Below are 20400 nucleotides of genomic sequence, written 5' to 3'. Positions count from 1 at the left end.
AATCATCCAAAGCACGAAATCTTTATCACAAAATTGTGCAATGGACAAATGCTATTCTCACTTCCGAAAACTCAAAGGCGATGTACCTGTTTGCTTTTTGAAGAATTTAGAAAAATGGCTGGGCTCGCTGTAGCCTAATTTCTGCCCTATTTCTTCCGCTGTGAGGTTTGAAAAATGGAGTAATCTTTTAGCCTCTAACATGATTCGCCCATTAATAATCTTGAGCGGTGATGGAATGTCGTGCTTCTTGAAAAGATTGGATAGGGTTTTAGGCGACCTAGAAAGAAGTTCGGCATAGTCGGCTACCTGGTGCTTTTCCTTAAAATGAAGTTCCACCAATAAATTGAATCTTTTTACCAGATCCACTTGCTTATTGCTCCATAGATGTTGACCCTGGTTCATTTGTAACACTCGGGTTGCGGTAAAAAGGATTCTCTGTAGAAGCAGGCACAACATTTCACCTTGTAGATCATCTTTTTGCCGAAACTCTTCTTGTATCAAAATATGGATCGCTTCTATAATTTTCTGCTGTCTTTTTTCTAATTGAATTACAGGAGCATTGTCAAGTCCATAGAATAAAATGCCGTTAGCACCATTGTCTGACTTTTGATTCTGCAAGTTGTAGAATTCAGCAGGAAATAGGTATCCTAAAAGTTCTGGACTAGTTTCGGGAATTTCTATGATATTTTCAGGTGTGCAAAATAGTAACTGATACCGTTGTAAATTGACTAGGCCTCCATCAACGATGAGCTCCTGGCTAAGATCAGTACACCATATGATTTTGAACAGTTTTCGCTCACGAAGTAAGTGGCGCGATGTGGGAGATTGAAAACCAGTAAAAATGAAGTTGCTTTCATTTTCATTCTCTGGATATACTGCTCTCATGACCTAAAAGTAGGTTAATAATAGATTTATTATATCTATGATTTCAATTGCTTTCTCATGTTTTTAATACTACCAGCATCTACAACATGATAGCCCATGGATTTGAGTTTTGCGGCCGCCATAGTGCTGCGACCACCCATAGCGCAATAGGTGATGATGGGTTTGGATTTGTCTAAACTGTTGATTTGTTGATCCATTGACTGCACTGGAATATTTACAGATCCAATAATATTTGAATTGTTATACTCTGACGAGGTACGAACGTCTAGTAGGGTTGCACCTTTTTTAAGATACTCTTTTATTTTACCCTCATTTCTTTTTCTAAAAAGTCCGAACATGTTTGTTTTTAAATTGAAGTCGAAATTACATTGTTTCCATTGCAAATTAGGCTGTAAACTTTAGGCAAGTAATTCATCAATTTCAAATAGCAATAACCATTGATCTAAGTAATCTTGCTGCACTTGAGCTTTAATTTTCTCTAGCAGCGGTTTGTTGATTTTATCTTCTTCCCTATAGTTCCTAACTTTTTGATATAGACCATTCACAGCAACTTCTCTTGTAGAACGCTCAGGTTTTACTGTTTTGGTTTCACTTTCATGATATACCATATCAAAACTGTGATAATCAGCTGGACCTGCATAGGCACTTACTATTTCCTTACCCACAGCAAGATGCAACAATCCATCTGCTGGGGAGAAGAGTACTTCACCTTTATACGTGACTGTGCAGTCCGTAAACTGAATCAACATTAATTTACCGTTGACGTTGCGCATCCCTGTCACATTCAATCCTTCCACCCGTATGCCACTTTCATAAGTAAATTCAATGCGCTCGTTGTCGTAAAAGTTATAGGCTTGTAAATCTCGAGGCCCCATATCCTCAATGGCTAGATTGATACCCTTTAACTTTCCAATAGGTGATAGAAAACCTTTCTTGTGTTTACTAGTACCATGTCCTATCAATTCTTTTTCACGGTAGGCTAAGGCTGTTTTTCCTTGAGTTTCAAAAAACACCACCTCGTTATCTTCATTCTTAATCATGCGCGTAAAAATTCCAGAAACTTGAAGACCTGTACTAAGTTCGATTGTCCCTAAGCTTTTTGAATTAATCAATTTTTGAAGACCACGATGACCACCTTTACGCACTGCCATAGTATTAGCAAATTCTTCTAAAACCTCGCTCAAGTGAGCGAAGTCTGGTGTCACATATAAATGTGGTTGCTTTTGGGTGATGTCGAAATCTTGATACGCCGCGTCAATGGTGTAAGGTCGTTTTATAACTGAAGGATCCAGACAGCTTTTGCTTTCTCCTATACTGGAAAGCAATCCAGCACCATAGAGTTTAGGATCTTCTAGTGTACCTACCAGCCCATATTCCACGGTCCACCAGTGCAAGTTCCGGATAAGCGACATCTCACTAGGATCTACTTTTTTATTTTGAAGGTCTTCAACCTTAGCTTCAGCAGTTGCTATTTTTTGATCCAATTCGGGATCTTTTTTCTCGCTCCTGATCTCTTTTAAGATAGATAGTTCCCGAACAGCCTCATACATCTCGTGATCGTGCGCGCTAGAAATAGCTTTGCTGCCTATCTCACCAAAACGTCTTAAATACTCAGCATAATCAGGACTCGCAATTATAGGGGCATGACCTGCCGCTTCATGAATGATGTCTGGTGCTGGGGTATATTCAATATTCTCCAACTTGCGGATGTCTGCAGCAATCACCAATATTTTATAGGCTTGAAATTCCATAAAAGCCGCTGGTGGTATAAATCCATCTACGGCTACTGCCGCCCAGCCTATTTCTTTTAGGATGCGATTCATACCGTACATAGAAGGAATTTCATCAATAGAAATTCCCGTTTTGTTCAATCCCTGCAGATAGGAGCCGTGAGCTACTTTTGATAGGTAATCCACGTTTTTATGCATCACGTGACGCCACACCGCTTGATCTTGTGCGGTGTATAGCTCATAATTTTGTGGCTTTATAAACTGTTTAAGATGTGGTGGTAAACGGTCTATTAAGGGATTGGAAATGATCTTGTCTGACATGATGTTCAATAATAGTCAAAGCTACTTTAGAAAAATGGATAAGCCATACCTTTGCCACCATGACCGCAAGAAAAAAACAGATCGTTCGCACCGCAGCCCAGCTTTTCAAGCAACGTGGTTACAGCGCGGTCACCATGCGCGACCTGGCTGCAGCGCTGGATATCAAAGCAGCGAGTCTGTACAATCACATTTCTGGAAAACAGGAGATTCTAACTCAATTGATCCTTGAAGTGGCTCATAAGTTCACTAATGGGATGCATGCAGTGCAGCTGGATGGCGATTCCGCTTTCGCGAAAGCGGAAAAACTCATAGCTCTTCACATCAAAATAGCAGTCGAACATACAGATGCCCTTGCGGTATTAAATACGGACTGGATGCATTTAGAAGGCAAAGCTTATGAAGAATACATTGCGCTGCGTAGGAAGTATGAACTGGATTTTAAACAGATCTTGCTAGATGGGATTCTAAGCGGTGAGTTCAAGAAGTTGAGCGTGGAAACCATGCTGTTCAACCTCCTGAGCACACTAAGATCCATTTACCTATGGATACCAAAAAAATCAGCTACTGAAGTAGCTGATCTTGAAAAGGAATTACCGGTTATTTTATTGAAAGGAATCAAATCGTAGGGGCTTTCTGTTCTTCAAATGTTGGGTAGTCCGTATACCCTTCAAGTCCTTGGGAATAAAAGGTGTCCTGATCCCATTCTGCAGTTTCTGCCTTGAGCTCAAAACGATGCGGCAAGTCTGGATTAGAGATAAATAGCTTTCCAAAAGCGACCAAATCTGCGTACCCTTCTTTAATGACCTTATTTCCTGATTCACGATCAAAGGCACTATTGATCATCAAATTTCCTTTATAAATAGGACGGTAATGCTTAGCAATATCGCTTTCTAAAAAGTTGACGTCGCTCACATCAGTAAAGGGTTCAGATAAATGTATGTATGCGAGATCGTAATCATTCAATCGATTGATCAAATAATCAAAAAACGGAATCGTATCTACAGTTCCCTCTATCCCAAAAACGCCGTGTAATGAAGGATTAAATCTACTTCCTATGCGGTTTTCAGGCCAGCTTTCTTTTACAGCTTCTAGCACTTCAAAATAGAAACGTGCCTTGTTCTCATTACTACCACCGTACTCATCTGTACGTATGTTGGATTGGCTATTAAAGAATTGGTGGATTAGATAGCCATTAGAGCTATGAATTTCCACACCATCAAAACCAGCTTTCTTTGCATTAGCCGCCGCATGACCAAACTCCGCTACGGTTTGTTTGATCTCCTCTTTGCTCATGGCGTGGGGCGTCACAGTCTGCTTTTTCTCGCCTTTATCGTTTCGCAATTCTGTTTCTGGATTCACGGCACTAGGCGCCCATGGTAATTGGCCGTCATGATAATCAGGTAGGGAAGTTCGTCCTACGTGCCACAGTTGCATGAATATTTTACCACCATCTGCATGCACGCTGTCAACTACTTGTTTCCATCCTTCTACTTGGGCATCATTAAAAATACCAGCCACAAAAGGATAACCTCGTGCTTTTTTAGATACTTCACTTCCTTCTGTAATGATGAGTCCAGCACTGGCGCGCTGTGTATAATAATCTACATGTTTTTGTTCTGGTGCTTGATGCTCATTAGTAGCACGACATCGGGTCATAGGTGCCATTACCACGCGGTTTTTCAGTTCTACCGCTCCTATCTTTATAGATTTCAATAATTCTTGAGTGTCACTCATAATATGTTTTTTTATAAAGTTATTGTATGTACAAGCATTTGCGGTTAAGGTCAAGTTAATTGATAACTTAGATTAAGATCAGACTTGATATTTGATATTCTAGAATGTCCTGCCCATCTTTAAAACAAGCATTAAATAAATAATCCGCAACTGTTAGGTTGCGGATTATTAAAGATGTTATATAAATATTATGCGTCTACTATGCTGGCATCTGGTGCGTTTTTCATCACGCTTTGCATTCCTGCCTTGGCAGAGCTTTCGCTGGCGTACGACTGGCTAGAACCAATCACTTGACCATTGCTGGCTTTCACGTTGAAATGCCATTTTCCAGCAGCAGTTTCTTTAAGATCATAGTGCTTTTCTTCGGTACTGTTTTTCTTCACGCTTTCAATTCCATTGTCTCTAGCAGCAGCGGTAGTATATCCTTCACTTGCTAAGATGTTTTCACCATTCCCAGCTTTTAAGCGAAATCTAAAGTCGCCGTTTGATCCATTGTACTTTTCAAATTTTCCCATCGGTAAGTTTTTAAGTTTCCTAAATATACTAATAGTCAGTTTGTTCGCCTATTTCTTTAAGTGTCTTTTAGCAAGTTCAGCCTCAATATCGTGCAGGGAGTAGCCTTTTGCCTTGAGAAGGACTAGATAGTGATACATCAAGTCGCCTGCTTCATAAATAAAGTCTTCTTCTTTACCATTAATAGCGTCAATCACGGTTTCCACCGCTTCTTCACCTACTTTTTGAGCAACCTTGTTGATTCCTTTTTGAATGAGCGAATAAGTATAAGATCCTTCCACTTGATCATCGATGCGTTGGTGAATGGTTTTTTCTAGATCGTTGATGGTGAACTTGTTTTCGCTTTCGCGAAAGCGAACTTCTTCTCCAGCTTCAAAGCAAGACGTTTTCCCAGTGTGACAGGTTGGACCTTGAGGATTTGCTTGAATCAATATGGAATCACTGTCGCAGTCTGTCGAAATGCTCACTACATCCAAATAGTTTTCAGAAGATTCACCTTTTGTCCACAAGCGTTTTTTGCTGCGAGAGTAGAAGGTCACGCGCTTTTCTGATGTGGTTTTCTCAAATGCTTCCTCGTTCATGTAACCCAACATCAACACTTGCTTGTTAGTCGCATCTTGAACGATGACTGGTAGTAAACCGTTTTCTCCTTTATTCCAATTTAGTTTCATAAGATCAATTTCCGCGCAGGCAGAAACCATTAAGTTCCGACCACTATTTTTTTAATTTATTCAATTTAACCATTTAGTTGGTTAATTGTCAAGCCGTCGCAGGACGGCTTCGCTATTCTATTTACTCAAATTTAAATCGCAGCTTTCGCAGGAATCCTGATTTCAACTCCAGCTTTAGCCAGTTGTTTTTTCAATTCTGGTACGGGCAATTCTCCAAAATGGAAAATACTAGCCGCAAGTCCTGCACTGGCATGTGTATCTTTGAATAATTCTTCAAAGTGAGCAGCTGTTCCACCACCACCAGAGGCGATGATGGGAATGTTTAGCTTTCGCGAAAGCGTATCTGTTATCTCCAGTGCAAATCCGTTTTTGGTGCCGTCGTGATCCATACTGGTAAGCAGGATTTCGCCGGCGCCACGACGTTCACATTCTTCACACCAGGCAATGGTTTCTAATTCAGTCTCGATTCTGCCGCCCGCGACGAAGACTTTGTTAGTCAAGCCGTCGAAGGACGGCTTCGCTCCGTCAGTCACTGCAATTCTCTTCGTGTCCACAGCAACTACGACACACTGATTTCCTAGTTCAGCCGCCAATTCGTTGATCAATTCTGGTCTGTGAACTGCCGCACTATTCACCGCAACTTTATCAGCGCCAGCTTTGATGATTTCTTTAGCGAGCTTCACGTCATTGATCCCACCACCAACGGTAAATGGAATATTTAAGACTGCTGCTATCTCACGTACAAGTGGCACTAGCGTTTCTCTTTTTTCAACCGTTGCAGTGATGTCCAGAAAACACAATTCGTCAGCACCTTGATCAGCATACTGCCGGGCAAGTTGTACGGGATCGCCAGCATCGCGTAAGCCAACAAAGTTGATTCCTTTAACGGTGCGTCCGTCCTTGATGTCAAGGCATGGTATTATTCTTTTTTTTAGCATAGTTCTCCGCGTAGGCGGAGATCTCTGCGGATCAAACACCTACTTTAAATTTACGCCATCTACAAGATGACTATTCCTTTGTCAAGCCGTCGCAGGACGGCTTCGCTATGTTATTTCATTCAAATGCCGGTTTTCAACCAGCTAGATTCCTGCGTCCGCAGGTATTAGATAAACTCTCTCAACTCCTTAAAACTGATTCTACCTTCATAAAATGCTTTGCCTACAATAGCTCCTTCACAACCCATCTCCCGTAAACGATGCAAATCGTCTGCAACGGCGACACCTCCTGAAGCTATAAGCTTTACAGGTCGTTCAATTTTCATGTGATTAAAGGATGGAAGTGGTGTTTCACTGCCTTTTATATCATTCAATGCTAGAATGCTTTTATACAATCGATAACTGGGACCGGCGAGCATGCCATCTTTAGCAATATCTGTACAAATAACGTACTCAATATTTTTCTTGTTCCATTCATTGATAAATTCAATCACTTCGAGTTCGCTGCTTTCCAGCCAGCCGTGCGTGGCTATCATTCCGTCTTTAGCGTCTGCGCCCAGGATGATTTTATCACTACCGTACTTCTCGATCCAACCTTCAAATGTATCCGAGTCCTTGACGGCTATGCTGCCGCCCGTTACTTGCTTGGCGCCACTTTCAAAGACCATTTTAATGTCTTCATCTGTTTTTACGCCACCGCCAAAATCCACCTTCAAACCTGTCTGGCTTGCGATGCGTTCCAACGCTTTCCAGTTGACCACGTGAGCGCTTTTAGCACCATCAAGATCCACTAGATGTAAATACTCGATTCCGTTAGCCTCAAACTCTTTTGCAACCTCAAGCGGGTCTTCATTATAGATCGTTTTCTGGTTATAATCTCCTTGAGAAAGCCTTACGCATTTCCCGTCGATAATGTCTATTGCTGGTATTATTCTCATAGGCCCATTGTCCTGCGGACATTTCTCCAAAGTGGAAAATTACTTCCGCAATTTTTAATTCATTTGTCAAGCCGTCGCAGGACGGCTTCGATTTATAGGTTGACGAAATTCTTCAACAACTGCTCTCCAACTCCAGCGCTTTTCTCTGGATGAAACTGGGTCGCGTAGTAATTGTCTTTTTGCAACATGCTGCTAAATGGCAAAATATAATCGCAAGTGGCAGCTGTATCCTCACAAAGTTCTGCGTAATAGGAGTGGACATAATATACGTCGCTACCGCTCTGTATATTAGTTAAGAGTTCAGAGTTTTGAGTTATGACCGACTCTGAACCCTGAACTCCTAACCCATAACTCAAGGAATTCCATCCCATATGCGGCACCTTCATTCCGAGCCCTGAGGCACTCGAAGGGCGGAATCGTTTCACATCAGTATCAAAAATACCAAGACACTCGGTATCGCCTTCTTCACTATGGTTGCACATCAATTGCATACCAAGACAAATCCCCAAAAATGGCTGTTCTAGATATTTCAAAATTTCATCCAGACCACGTTCCTTCAAATATTTCATGGCCGTTCCAGCCTCGCCAACTCCTGGAAAAATCACTTTGTCTGCTACTTTTAATTCGGCTGGATCGTCTGTTACATTGTTTTCAATGCCTAGCCTATTGAGAGCATTGGTCACACTGCCTATGTTGCCCGCGTTATATTTTACGATTGCAATCATAACGTGCCTTTGGTGCTAGGCAACTTGCCGTCGCCGGTTTGTTTGACTGCCATTTTTATCGCTTTCGCGAAAGCTTTAAATAGCGATTCAATTTTATGGTGCTCGTTGTCACCTTCCACTTTCATGTTCAGGTTGCATTTTGACGCATCGCTGAAGGATTTGAAGAAGTGGTAAAACAATTCTGTAGGCATATCACCCACGTATTCTCTTTTAAATTCTGCCTCCCAGACGATCCATGGTCTTCCTCCAAAATCCACGGCAACCTGTGCAAGGCTGTCATCCATAGGTAACAAAAAGCCATATCTATTGATGCCTTTTTTAGTGGATAACGCTTTCGCGAAAGCGTCACCCAGCGCAATGGCGGTATCCTCAATAGTGTGATGCTCGTCTATTTCTAAATCGCCATCTACTTTGATGTCCAGATCCAGTGAGCCATGACGTTGCAACTGCTCCAGCATGTGATCGTAGAATTTCAAGCCTGTATCAATCGTCCCGTTTCCAGAACCGTCCAGGTTGAGCGTGATTTGAATATCGGTTTCATTCGTTTTCCTGCTAACCGAAACCTTGCGAGGCTGACCTCTCAAAAATTGAAAGATCTCTTTCCAGGAATCAGTTTTTAGAACGACCAAATCATTTTCAAATGTAGAATCATCTGTAATAGAAGGTAACTGAATGCCTTTGCAGCCTAGGTTTTTAGCCAATTGCATATCACTATTGCGATCACCTATAACAAAACTGTTGGCTAGATCGTAATTGCCTTTGATGTAATGTGTTAATAAACCTGTTTGTGGTTTTCGAGTAGGCGCATTTTGCTCTGGGAACGATCTATCAATCAATACCTCACTAAATTTCACACCTTCATTTTCTAAAACTTCCATCATAAGGTTATGCACTGGCCAGAAGGTTTTTTCTGGAAAACTATTTGTCCCCAAACCATCCTGATTGGTCACCATCACTAGTTCATAATCCAACTCTCGAGCGATGCGGTGCAATTGCGTGATCGCCATAGGTAAGAACTCCAACTTTTCAAAGCTATCGAGTTGATAATCTGTTGGCGGCTCTTTGACGATGGTACCGTCCCGATCTATAAATAATACTTTTTTCATAAGTCAAGTCGTCGCTGGACGGCTTCGCTTTTTAATTAAACTTCAATGCTTTTATATGCTTTCAATGCCTCCATCAAATCCGCACATTCCTTTCTCGTTCCCACGGTAAATCGCAAAGTATTCGGAATCTGACTGCTGCGATTGCGAATAATCAATGATTGATCTTTCAAATAATTATAAACTTTGGTTGCATCTTCAACTTCAGCCAAAATAAAATTGGCTTCACTTGGGAATACCTGCTTTACAAAAGGAAGCTGTTGCAAATCGGCAATGAGGATTTCTCGATTGTCTATCAATTCCTCTACCTGCAATCTGGTTTGCTCTACATTCTTAAGAGCAGAAGCGACCGCTTTTTGCGATAATTCATTCACATTATATGGCGGCTTTGTTTTGTTGAACAGCGCAATAATTTCTTGTGAAGCAAAGGCAAAACCAGTCCGAGCACCAGCAAGACCGTGTGCTTTACTCATGGTTTGCAACACGACAAGATTTGTATAATCATCCAGACGGCTGATAAAACTTTGGTTCTCTGTAAAATCCTGATAGGCTTCATCTACCACCACTATGCCGTTAAATCCACCGATCAATTGATCCATCAACCGCTGATTTTCTTTGAGTTCCTCTTCAAATTCTGGCGCAAAGGGCATGTCCATCATACCACCTTTAGTATAATTTTCTGCCTGCCAGTCGTGCTCCAGGTCGGCTTTAAGCAGTACGTTTCCTGTTGGGTTATTAGGCGAACAGATCCATAGGAGTTTTATAGACTTGTCATCCTGAACTCGTTTCAGGATCTGCTCGACGTCTAACTCAAAACTTGTTGTCAACGGGATCTCAACATTCTTCACATCATTGATCGCTGCGCTTACTTCATACATTCCATATGTAGGCGGACATGTAATTACACTATCTTTTCCAGGTTCACAAAATATGCGGTACAGTAAATCGATAGCCTCGTCGCTACCGTTGCCTACAAAAATCTGATCTGGTGAAATACCTTTTTGCTCACTCAATAATTCTTTGATCTCGCTTTGTAATGGATCAGGATACCTATTCAAGTTAGGAGTTATGAGTTCAGAGTTATGAGTTCTTGGATCGTTGGGATTCTCGTTAGCATCTAATAGCGTGAGCCCTATTTGTCCGCTTGCGGCGGACATTTTCCCGAAAGGGGAAATTCTACTTGGAGAGACATCGCCATAAAGTTTAAACTCAGAGCGCGCGCTAGAGTAGGCCTTTAGGTTCCAGATGTTCTTCCTAACTATGTTTTGTAAATTGAATTTCATTTTGTTGTCATTCCGCCGCAGGGCGGAATCGCTTAATCGTTATTTTCTAAACTTTTTAATCGCACACTCACCGCGTTTTTATGCGCATCCAGACCTTCGGCAGCTGCCATGGTTTCTACCGCTGGGCCTAGGTTTTTAATTCCTTGTGCGGTGGCTTTTTGATAGGTTACCTTGTTTACAAAACTGTCCACAGATACACCGCTATAATTGCGTGCATAACCGTAAGTTGGTAACGTGTGATTGGTGCCGCTGGCATAGTCACCAAGACTCTCGCAAGTGTAGGAACCTATAAAAATGGAACCAGCTACAGCAATTTCATTGGCCACGTTATCAGCATCTACTGTATTAATAATTAGGTGTTCTGGTGCATAAACATCAGACCATTCTACACATTGATCAATGCTATCTAACACGATGGTCTTACTGTTTTCCAGTGCAGCTTTGGCAGTTTGCTTTCGCGAAAGCGAACTTATCTGAATTTCAATTTCCTCATCAACAGCTTTGGCTAGGTCCTCAGAATCGGTTAGCAAAATGACCTGCGAATCATGACCGTGCTCCGCCTGAGCGAGCAGGTCTGCTGCAACAAAGGTAGGATTTGCCTGCGCATCTGCAATGACCAAAACCTCTGAAGGTCCGGCTGGCATGTCGATAGCAACGCCTTGCTGCTGGGCAAGTTCCTTAGCCCTGGTCACAAACGCATTTCCAGGACCAAAGATTTTGTGAACCGATGGAATGGTTTTGGTTCCATAGGTCATCGCAGCAATCGCTTGAGCGCCGCCCACCTTGTAAATCTCGGTAACACCGCATAGGTTTGCTGTGTAAAGAACGACTGGATTGATGTCACCGTTCTCGTCGGTAGGACTGCACAACACTACTTTTTTATTGCCCGCGATTTGTGCCGGAATGGCCAGCATCAATACGGTAGAAAAAAGAGGAGCAGAGCCACCTGGAATGTATAGTCCTACCTTTTCAATGGGTAATGACTTTCTCCAGCAAGTGATGCCTGGCATGGTTTCTACGACTGCATAATCTTTTGTAAAACAGGCCTCGTGAAATTTATAAATGTTGTCGTAGGCAGTTTGTATAGCCTTTTTAAGGTCTGTATCGACTTGTTCAGAGGCTCGTTCAATTTCTGGAAGAGTTACTTTTAGTTGGGTCAACTCTGCTTTATCAAACTGTTTTGCAAAAGCAATCAGTGCCTCATCGCCATTTTCTACGACCAGCTGAATAATATCCTTTACGGCACTGTCGACCTCGCTGCGTTGCTTGAGCGGTCGCTCCAACAGAGCATCACGCTGATTGATATTGGGATTTAGAACGATTTCCATCAGACGATTAGTTTTTCAATAGGGCTTACTAAAATACCTTGTGCTCCAGCGTCTTTGAGCTGATCGATCACATTCCAAAAGTCGTTTTCCTCAATGACGCTGTGCAAGCTTGACCAGCCTTCTTCAGCTAGTGGTAGCACGGTCGGGCTTTTCATTCCTGGTAGAAGATCAGAAATTTCCTTAATCTTGTCGTTAGGTGCATTCAAGAGGATGTATTTGTTTTTGGCAGCGTTTTGAACCGCTTCCATACGGAACATCAATTTGTCCAGCAGCTCTTTTTTCTCATCATTCAAGGATGGGTTTGCAATCAAAACAGCCTCACTGTACATAACGGTTTCCACTTCTTTTAAACCATTCATGATAAGTGTGGAACCTGTGGAAACGATATCGCAGATACCTTCCGCAAGGCCTATTCCTGGTGCTATTTCAACACTACCACCTATTTCCTCAGTGGTGGCGTTGATGCCTTTATCAGCAAAGAATTTCTTTACGATGGTAGTGTAACTACTCGCCACTCGCTTTCCATTAAACCACTCGAGGCCTGTATAGTCCACATCTTTTTGAACAGCAAGACTTAAACGGCAGCCAGCAAAACCTAGTTGCTTGATGACGTCCACTTTCTGATCTTTTTCTTCAACTTCATTGAGTCCTAGAATTCCAAGATCTGCCACGCCTTGTGCGACATATTGCGGTATATCATCGTCGCGTAAGAAGAGAATCTCTATCGGGAAATTCTTGGCTTTAGAGCTCAATTTGCGTGTTCCGTTATCAAATTTGATCCCGCAATCTTTGAGTAATTGAAGGGATTTGTCTGATAATCTTCCTGATTTTTGTACTGCTATTCTAATCATTAGTTGGTGCTTTACAGCGTTTGGAGTCTCTTTTAGATCGCTTTTGGTTCCTGATGGAAATGCAAAAACCCGCCTAAAAAAGACGGGTTTATAAATATGTTGAGTTACATCAATACATTTTTAGCTCGCCTTGCGGGAAGTATTTAAATGATGGTGATGTGTAATAGTTTGTTTCATTGCTTTGCAAATGTAAGTGGTGTTTCGCTTTCGCGAAAGCGGAAAACTAAATAATCACGTTTATTTAACCTTTAACTGATTTTACAAATTCACGAACCGTATCGTTTAAGTCTGAGGATGCTGAAATCTGACGAATAAACTCGCTACCGATGATGGCCCCATCCACATAATTGCAGGCATCCTTAAAATTCTGAGCGTTCTTGATGTTGAAACCTGTCAATACTGGCGTGTTTAAATTCATGTCACGCAATCTGCCTAAATAGTCTGCAGCAGCAGAGAAATCTGCTTTAGAACCTGTGGTACTCGCACTGCTTACCGCATAAATAAAACCGGTCGAATTGGCATCAATTTCTTTGATTCGCTTTTCAGAGGTTTGTGGTGTGACCAAGAAAACATTCGAAATGTTGTGTTTCTCAAAGGTCTCTTGGAATCCCATTTGGTAGGAATACATGGGCAAATCTGGAATGATCAAACCATCCACACCAACGGCCGCACAGCGCTCGCAAAAACGATCCAATCCATACTGCATCACAGGATTCAAATAACCCATCAGTAAAACAGGAGTATCAAAATCTGGATTATCATTCTTGAACTTTTCAAGTTGTGAAAAGAGTTTTTCAATGCTCATTCCGTTCTCCAAAGCTTTTTTACTGCTTTCTTGGATTGTTGGACCATCTGCCAGTGGATCGCTAAAAGGAATGCCTATTTCTACCAGATCCACTTTAGAGTCTTCTAAAGCTTTTAAGATTACCGTTGTGTCCTCCAGTTGAGGATACCCAGCTGTAAAAAATATATTAAGCAGGTTTTTTTGCTTCTTGCTAAAGAGTCGGGTTAATTTGTTCGTCATAGTAGCCCCATTGTCCTGCGGACATTTCCCCAAAGGGGAAAATTGCAGTTGTTATTATTGAAGTTCAAGTTTGCGTTCAGATTCATCAAAGATGAAGTTCTCTCATGTAAGTATCCATATCCTTATCGCCACGTCCAGAAAGGTTGATCACCACACGATCAGTTGGATTTAAGTCCAAATCTTTTAATACAGAAAAAGCATGAGCTGTTTCCAATGCTGGAATAATTCCTTCCATCTGGCTGCATTCCACGGCTGCTTTTAGAGCATCTGCATCTGTTACTGCCATGTATTGGGCACGATCAGAAACTTTTAACCAAGCGTGAGCAGGGCCAATTCCTGGATAATCCAGTCCGGCACTGATGCTATGTGGCTCTACCACTTGACCGTCTTTATCTTGCATCATGATGGAACGGCTGGCGTGTAAAACGCCTGGAGTTCCCAAGGTTAATGTTGCTGCTGTCTTATTTGTATCAACTCCTAAACCAGCTGCTTCTACACCTATCAATTTGACTGATGGATCATCTAGAAAATGGTAGAAGGCACCCATGGCATTAGAGCCACCGCCTACACATGCGATCACATAATCAGGCAAGCCTTGCATTTGCTCTTTAATTTCCTTAGAAATAATAGCTTGATAACGTGCTACCATATCTGGATAGGGATGTGGTCCAACTACAGATCCTATGATATAGTGTGTGTCTTCTGGATTATTAATCCAGTCGCGCATCGCTTCATTGGTAGCGTCTTTTAAGGTTTTAGAACCGCTGGTGGCTGGTCGTACTTCGGCGCCTAGCATTTTCATGCGAGCCACGTTAGGTGCTTGACGTTCGATATCTTTCTCACCCATGTAGACGATGCATTTTAAGCCTTTTAAGGCACAAACGGTTGCTGTGGCAACACCGTGTTGGCCTGCGCCGGTTTCGGCAATGATTCGTTTTTTGCCTAGTTTTTCTGCTAGCAGAATTTGACCTACTGTATTGTTGACTTTATGAGCACCAGTATGACAAAGATCCTCGCGTTTGAGCCAGATCTCTGCGCCGTATTTTGCAGATAATCTTTTTGCGAGGAACAATGGTGTAGGTCTGCCCACATAATCCTTGAGCAGCTGGTGAAATTCGATTTGAAACTCTTCGCTTTTCTCAATTTTCAGGTAGTTTTCCTGAAGCTCTTCAATATTAGGATATAGCAATTCTGGTATGAATGCACCACCGAACTCGCCGTAAAACCCTTTATCGTCTACTTGATAGCTCATTTTCTTAATTTTTCTATGAAACTTTTAATCATTTCGATATTCTTTAATCCGGGCTCGTCCTCAAATTGTGAGTTCAAGTCTACACCTAGAAACATATCGTGTTTAATGTTTTTTATATCACTTGCATCGTCATTGGAAATACCGCCGCTCAACAAAAAAGGTATGTTACCGGTATAGTTGTCGAGCAATTGCCAATTAAATTTCTTGCCGCTGCCGCCATAATTTTTAGTCGCCGTGTCGAACAGGAAAAATAGCTTGCCTTGGTATTCTTTTGCGAGTTGTTCCCAATCTTTAAAAGACTCAAAATTAAAGTCTTCATTCATCTGGAAAGCCTTGAATACCTTGATGTCCAATTCTAGTAACGCTTTCGCGAAAGCGGAATCCTCATCACCATGCAACTGCAGCACATCCAACTGCAAGGGAATGATATCCTGCAAGATTTCCTCAAAGCTGGCATTCACGTAAACACCGACGGTTCCTTTATTCATGGTCAGTTTTTCGATAGCAGACTTTTGCTGCTCGTCCACAAAACGTTTGCTTTTAGGATAGCGGATGATGCCCATAAAGTCAATATCCAACTGCTGCAAAGCATTGATATTTTCAACTTCTCTCATACCGCAAATCTTGATCATCATGATTGAATTGCTTTTATGAATTCTGCGCAACTAGAACCTGGATCTGTAGTTTTCATAAAATTCTCACCTATCAGAAAACCTTGATAGCCTACTATTTGCAAGTTTTTCACGACCTCAGGATCTGAAATTCCGCTCTCTGAAATTGCTAAGACACCTTCAGGAAAAGCAGGAATGAGATCTTCACTGATTTTGACATCTGTCTTGAAACGCTTTAAATCCCGGTTGTTGACGCCTATGATATATTTTGTGGGATTGAGTTGTACCGTACTTTTTTTGACACGGTCGAGATCTGTACCATCATGAACCTCAAAAAGGATCTCGAGGCCTATATTGAGCGCCTCAAGCGATAGTGTGTTCAACTGTTCATCATCCAGGCAAGCAGCGATAAGTAAGATTGCATCTGCACCGTGGGCTTTGGCCTCATGGATTTGATACAAATCGATGATGAAATCTTTGCGCAGGATTGGAATATTTACAAACTCACGAGTGTCGACTAAATCTTGCAATGTGCCACCGAAGAACGGCTCGTCTGTCAAACAACTAATTGCGCTGGCACCAGCTTTTTCATAGCCTTTAACCACATCTTCCAGGCTTGCAGGGCATTCAAAAGATCCTTTAGAAGGACTTTGTCGCTTATGCTCTGCAATAATCCCGCTACCATTTTTGAGCGCTTCATGCAGTGATAATGGCATGCGAGCGTAATGCGGCATTTCTTTAAGCGATGCCAGCGTAGTTTTTGCCCGACGTTCTTTCAGGTCAGCGGCGGTTTGATTCGTTATTTTTTTTAAGATGTCTTCCAAAATAGTTTCAGTTTTTAGCACGAAGTATTGAGACTTCGTTTCTAGTTTAACTCCAATAGTTTTTCAAAACATTCAAGTGCTTTTCCAGACTCTAATGACTCAGTTGCTTTTTCAACGGCCATTAAAAGTGGCATTTCTTGGGCGACTGATATTGCGGTGGCAGCGTTTGCAATAACTACCGATTTTTGTGCCGCCGTCGCTTTGTTTTCCAGAACATTTTTAAAAATGGTCGCAGCCTCCTCTAGGCTTTCACCACCAGAGATTTGATTCATCGTTAGTTTGTCGAGGCTAAAATCGCTAGGTTTTACATCGACTACTCCGATATTTCCAGCAATTCTGGTTTTACCAGTAAGGCTTACTTCATCATAACCGTCGTGCGCATGTAGGATTGCGTAGCGTTTCCCTTCTTCGTTTTGAAACAAATACTCGTAGTTTCTAGCGAGCTGCAGATTGAAAACACCCACGCTCTGCAATTTTGGTCGTGCAGGATTTACCAAAGGGCCGAGCATATTGAAAAAGGTTTTGATGCCCAATGCTCTTCGAATAGGCGCCACCGCTTTCATTGCAGGATGGAATAGGGGAGCGTGCAGGAAACAGATATTGGCTTGATCGATTTGCTTTTCCAGCGTTTCAAAATCGTTTGTGAATTTAAAACCCATGGACTCCATCACGTTGCTGGAGCCACTCACACTGCTCACGCCATAATTACCGTGTTTTGCTACTTTAACACCAGAACCAGCAGTTACAAAACTAGCCAATGTGCTGATGTTAAACGTATTTTTCCCATCACCACCAGTACCACATAAATCAATCGGATTATACTTTTCTAGATCAATCAACAAGGCTTGCTCCAACATCGCATCTCGAAAACCAGCCAACTCATCCACGGTCACGCTGCGCATTCCATAGACGGTAAGAAATGCAGCGATTTGAGAATCGTTTACCTCGCCTGCGGTGATTGCCGTAAGAATGTCGTGAGCACGCTTTCGCGAAAGCGTTTTATGTTCAAATAATTCGTTGAGTATTTCTTTCATGCTAGAGTGTGGCTAAAAAGTTCTTGAGCATCGTTTTTCCCTGTGGCGTCATCACGCTTTCTGGATGAAACTGAACGCCATAGATGGGCAGTTCTTTGTGCTTGAGAGCCATGATTTGACCGTTTTCATCTCGGGCGGTGATTTGAAGTACGTTAGGAAAATCAGATTCTTGGGCGTTCCACGAGTGGTAACGACCAGCTTCAAACTTTTGATCCACTTGATCAAAAAACGAGCTGTCATCGTGCTCCATCACCGTAGCAATACCATGATATACTTTTTCAAGATTGACGATGGTGCCGCCAAAAGCTTCTGTAATCGCCTGGTGTCCCAAGCAGATTCCTAAAATCGGAGTTGAATCCTTTGCTGCTTCAATGATCTCCATCAGTTTTCCAGCCTCACGCGGGATTCCTGGTCCAGGCGATAAAATAATGGCATCGTATTCTAAGGTTTCCTTGGGTTCGATTTTATCATTTCTTACCACGGTCACCATCGCATCAAGATCTTCCAGATAGTGCACCAGATTGTAGGTGAACGAGTCGTAGTTGTCTATAACCAGTATGTTGGGCGACTTTTTCATTCAACTATGAATTTTCCATATTCATCGATGGTTGCTGTTTTGCTGGTGCCGTCATCGCAAGTTTTTGTAATAACGAGATCATTATCGATGCTTCCGTCGCAGGATAGATTATTTAACGTGCTAGACATCACATAGGAATCAATAATTTTGAAATCTTTACTAAAGGTTCTCAGTACAAACTCGTACTCTTCTCTATCCACTAGATTGTATGTGCGTAAGAGGATTTTCAAACTAAATTTATCTGATTGATATATAGTTTCCCCTCTAGCTACAGATCCAGCGAGTACCATTTTATAATCCTCTTTGGAAAAATATTGGTACGCACTATCCATCACGGTTACAAATTGCATGTTAGGCTCAAAACTTACATTCTTAAAGTCCCCATTTTGCACAACATTCGTTTTAAAAAGCTCTTTGTTATTACTACAAGATGTTAAGCACAGAAGTAGAACTAGTATAATTGATGCATGAATTATTTTCATAATCTATTGTTGATTTGCTTGTTGAATCGCCTTTCTCAAGGCATTTGTTTTATTATAAACTTCTTGATTTTCGCTTTCTAGATCGCTGTCGACAACTACCCCAGCTCCGGCTCTAAAGTGAATTTTGTTATTGCTGGATAATATGGTTCTAATGATAATCGCATGGTTGAAGCTTCCATCAAAGCCAAGGTAGCCTATTGCGCCGCCGTAAAACTGTCTCGCACTATTTTCATATTGATCTATAAGCTGCATTGCTCGAAATTTAGGAGCGCCGCTTAAGGTACCTGCTGGAAACGTATCTCCTATCAATGGTATTCTATCTTCTTCCTCAATAGTTCCTTGAACCGTGCTGACCATGTGGATCACGTGTGAGTAGAAATGGATGTTTTGGTAATCGGTCACTTCAACCTCTCTAGCGTGACGGCTCAAATCATTTCGGGCCAGATCTACCAGCATCACATGTTCTGCAGTTTCTTTAGGATCTTTTTTGAGTTCTTGAGCAGCAGTAAGATCTGCAGTGTCATCGCCAGTTCTTTTGTATGTTCCAGCGATGGGCTGGATGCTCGCCTTGTCATTTTTGATAAGCAATTGTGCCTCTGGCGAAGATCCGAAAATCCTGAAATTTCCATAATCAAAATAGAAAAGATATGGACTAGGGTTGATGGCCCGTAACTGGCGATATACGTTGAAATCATCACCTTTGTAGGCTTGAGTGAACTTCCTAGATAGAACGATTTGAAAGACGTCACCACGCTTACAGTGTTCTTTCCCTTTTTCTACCAGTTGTTTGAAATCAGCATCAGACATTTCTGATTCTTCATTGCCGTTGGTGGAAAAGTCATATTTGGCAATATCGCGGTGCTGAATGATGTTGATGAGGTTCTCCATTTTAGAAGTTCCGTTTTCATATACATGATCAAAAACATACAGCTGATTGTGATAATGATCAAAGACCAACACATTTTGAAATACCTGATAGTGAACCAGCGGAATCGCTTCTTCATCTACAATCTTATGCTTTGCAAACTCAATATTCTCAAACAATTGGACCGCGTCGTAACTTAGGTAACCGAAAAGACCATTCGTTGGAAAAGGAAAATCAGTGCTACCAGGATCAAATCGATTCTTAAATTTTTCCAGACCTTTTACTAGGTCATAATCAGTTGAGAATTCTTGCTCCTCAATGTTTTGATCTGGAGTGGTAATGGAAATTTGCGCGTAATCAATCTCAAAAGTCGCTACGGGATTGCAACAAATGAAAGAATAGCTGTTACTGCGCTGCCCGTATTCGTTGCTTTCTAGTAAAATACTTCCTGGATACTTATCGCGCAACCTCATGTAAATCCCTACGGGTGTCATGGTGTCCGCTAGGAGTATTTGATGTAATGTATTTGGTTTAAAAGTGTTCATTTTCTTTCTATTAAATGGAATAGGTCTAACAAAAAAGGTCTGCCGTTAAGCAGACCTTGTATAGATATTCATACGGGCGACTTCACGGCTGTTGAGCTATGTTGTTCCACCACCAAGTATGATTTGTGTTTTCCATTGAGTGCCAAAGATAATTACGCTTTCGCGAAAG

22 protein-coding genes are annotated in these 20400 nt (G+C 41.8%); 1 reads left to right on the top strand and 21 read right to left on the bottom strand.

What is annotated here, in order from left to right; all coding sequences use genetic code 11:
* Positions 1-57: 57 nt before the first annotated feature.
* From NMS_RS01500 to NMS_RS01490, 3 genes are read right to left on the bottom strand one after another with little or no spacing between them, the layout of a single operon-like run.
* The gene (locus NMS_RS01500; protein WP_041495052.1) at positions 58-885 is read right to left on the bottom strand and encodes a helix-turn-helix domain-containing protein; all 828 of its coding nucleotides are present in this window, start codon (positions 883-885) and stop codon (positions 58-60) included.
* Positions 886-920: 35 nt separating this feature from the next.
* Entirely contained in the window at positions 921-1223 is a 303-nt protein-coding gene (locus tag NMS_RS01495; protein ID WP_041495051.1) for a rhodanese-like domain-containing protein, read from the bottom strand.
* A gap of 60 nt (positions 1224-1283) precedes the next feature.
* Positions 1284-2936 (bottom strand): aromatic amino acid hydroxylase, encoded by a 1653-nt coding sequence (locus NMS_RS01490; protein ID WP_041495049.1) that lies wholly within the window; start codon positions 2934-2936, stop codon positions 1284-1286.
* A 59-nt stretch (positions 2937-2995) separates the two neighbouring features.
* Here NMS_RS01490 and NMS_RS01485 point away from each other — a divergent pair, with 59 nt between their 5' ends.
* On the top strand, positions 2996-3562 hold the full coding sequence (locus NMS_RS01485; RefSeq protein ID WP_041495048.1) for a TetR/AcrR family transcriptional regulator: 567 nt from the start codon (positions 2996-2998) through the stop codon (positions 3560-3562).
* Here the strand turns inward: NMS_RS01485 and NMS_RS01480 are convergent.
* The 18 genes from NMS_RS01480 to NMS_RS01395 form a co-directional block, all read right to left on the bottom strand.
* Complete coding sequence (locus NMS_RS01480; RefSeq protein ID WP_041495047.1) at positions 3552-4670, bottom strand: alkene reductase; 1119 nt, start codon at positions 4668-4670, stop codon at positions 3552-3554. The two genes, NMS_RS01485 and NMS_RS01480, sit on opposite strands and share 11 nt — an antisense overlap.
* A 188-nt stretch (positions 4671-4858) precedes the next feature.
* Positions 4859-5185 carry a YegP family protein gene (locus NMS_RS01475; protein WP_041495046.1) on the bottom strand — a complete coding sequence of 109 codons (327 nt, stop codon included), beginning with the start codon at positions 5183-5185 and terminating at the stop codon, positions 4859-4861.
* Positions 5186-5233: 48 nt separating this feature from the next.
* Positions 5234-5854, bottom strand: coding sequence for a bifunctional phosphoribosyl-AMP cyclohydrolase/phosphoribosyl-ATP diphosphatase HisIE (gene hisIE / locus NMS_RS01470; protein WP_041497357.1), 621 nt, complete (start codon positions 5852-5854; stop codon positions 5234-5236).
* Between the two features lie 131 nt (positions 5855-5985).
* A complete protein-coding gene (gene hisF, locus NMS_RS01465; RefSeq protein WP_041495045.1) occupies positions 5986-6792 on the bottom strand; it encodes an imidazole glycerol phosphate synthase subunit HisF in 807 nt (268 codons plus the stop codon).
* A 164-nt stretch (positions 6793-6956) separates the two neighbouring features.
* Positions 6957-7727: a 1-(5-phosphoribosyl)-5-[(5-phosphoribosylamino)methylideneamino]imidazole-4-carboxamide isomerase gene (gene hisA, locus NMS_RS01460; RefSeq protein ID WP_041495044.1), complete on the bottom strand. Its 771-nt coding sequence runs from the start codon at positions 7725-7727 to the stop codon at positions 6957-6959.
* Positions 7728-7819: 92 nt separating this feature from the next.
* A complete protein-coding gene (hisH, locus tag NMS_RS01455; RefSeq protein WP_041495043.1) occupies positions 7820-8452 on the bottom strand; it encodes an imidazole glycerol phosphate synthase subunit HisH in 633 nt (210 codons plus the stop codon).
* Positions 8449-9558: a bifunctional histidinol-phosphatase/imidazoleglycerol-phosphate dehydratase HisB gene (gene hisB / locus NMS_RS01450; RefSeq protein ID WP_041495042.1), complete on the bottom strand. Its 1110-nt coding sequence runs from the start codon at positions 9556-9558 to the stop codon at positions 8449-8451. The genes hisH and hisB overlap by 4 nt, the downstream gene beginning before the upstream one ends.
* A gap of 35 nt (positions 9559-9593) precedes the next feature.
* A complete protein-coding gene (locus tag NMS_RS01445) occupies positions 9594-10838 on the bottom strand; it encodes a pyridoxal phosphate-dependent aminotransferase (RefSeq protein ID WP_041495041.1) in 1245 nt (414 codons plus the stop codon).
* A 32-nt stretch (positions 10839-10870) separates the two neighbouring features.
* On the bottom strand, positions 10871-12166 hold the full coding sequence (gene hisD, locus NMS_RS01440; RefSeq protein ID WP_041495040.1) for a histidinol dehydrogenase: 1296 nt from the start codon (positions 12164-12166) through the stop codon (positions 10871-10873).
* Positions 12166-13017: an ATP phosphoribosyltransferase gene (gene hisG / locus NMS_RS01435; RefSeq protein ID WP_041495039.1), complete on the bottom strand. Its 852-nt coding sequence runs from the start codon at positions 13015-13017 to the stop codon at positions 12166-12168. The genes hisD and hisG overlap by 1 nt, the downstream gene beginning before the upstream one ends.
* A 241-nt stretch (positions 13018-13258) precedes the next feature.
* On the bottom strand, positions 13259-14041 hold the full coding sequence (trpA, locus tag NMS_RS01430) for a tryptophan synthase subunit alpha (RefSeq protein WP_041495038.1): 783 nt from the start codon (positions 14039-14041) through the stop codon (positions 13259-13261).
* 85 nt (positions 14042-14126) lie between these two features.
* The gene (gene trpB / locus NMS_RS01425; RefSeq protein ID WP_041495037.1) at positions 14127-15293 is read right to left on the bottom strand and encodes a tryptophan synthase subunit beta; all 1167 of its coding nucleotides are present in this window, start codon (positions 15291-15293) and stop codon (positions 14127-14129) included.
* Complete coding sequence (locus tag NMS_RS01420) at positions 15290-15928, bottom strand: phosphoribosylanthranilate isomerase (RefSeq protein WP_041495036.1); 639 nt, start codon at positions 15926-15928, stop codon at positions 15290-15292. The genes trpB and NMS_RS01420 overlap by 4 nt, the downstream gene beginning before the upstream one ends.
* Entirely contained in the window at positions 15925-16728 is an 804-nt protein-coding gene (gene trpC / locus NMS_RS01415; protein ID WP_041497356.1) for an indole-3-glycerol phosphate synthase TrpC, read from the bottom strand. The genes NMS_RS01420 and trpC overlap by 4 nt, the downstream gene beginning before the upstream one ends.
* A 41-nt stretch (positions 16729-16769) precedes the next feature.
* Positions 16770-17762: an anthranilate phosphoribosyltransferase gene (trpD, locus tag NMS_RS01410; RefSeq protein WP_041495035.1), complete on the bottom strand. Its 993-nt coding sequence runs from the start codon at positions 17760-17762 to the stop codon at positions 16770-16772.
* Position 17763: 1 nt separating this feature from the next.
* Complete coding sequence (locus tag NMS_RS01405; protein ID WP_041495034.1) at positions 17764-18339, bottom strand: anthranilate synthase component II; 576 nt, start codon at positions 18337-18339, stop codon at positions 17764-17766.
* On the bottom strand, positions 18336-18731 hold the full coding sequence (locus NMS_RS01400) for a hypothetical protein (protein ID WP_148311319.1): 396 nt from the start codon (positions 18729-18731) through the stop codon (positions 18336-18338). The genes NMS_RS01405 and NMS_RS01400 overlap by 4 nt, the downstream gene beginning before the upstream one ends.
* Before the next feature lie 93 nt (positions 18732-18824).
* Positions 18825-20231 (bottom strand): anthranilate synthase component I family protein, encoded by a 1407-nt coding sequence (locus tag NMS_RS01395; RefSeq protein ID WP_041495032.1) that lies wholly within the window; start codon positions 20229-20231, stop codon positions 18825-18827.
* Positions 20232-20400: the final 169 nt, after the last annotated feature.

Source organism: Nonlabens marinus S1-08, from assembly GCF_000831385.1.
Lineage (GTDB): Bacteria > Bacteroidota > Bacteroidia > Flavobacteriales > Flavobacteriaceae > Nonlabens > Nonlabens marinus.
This window is presented reverse-complemented; position numbering and strand designations above follow the sequence as displayed.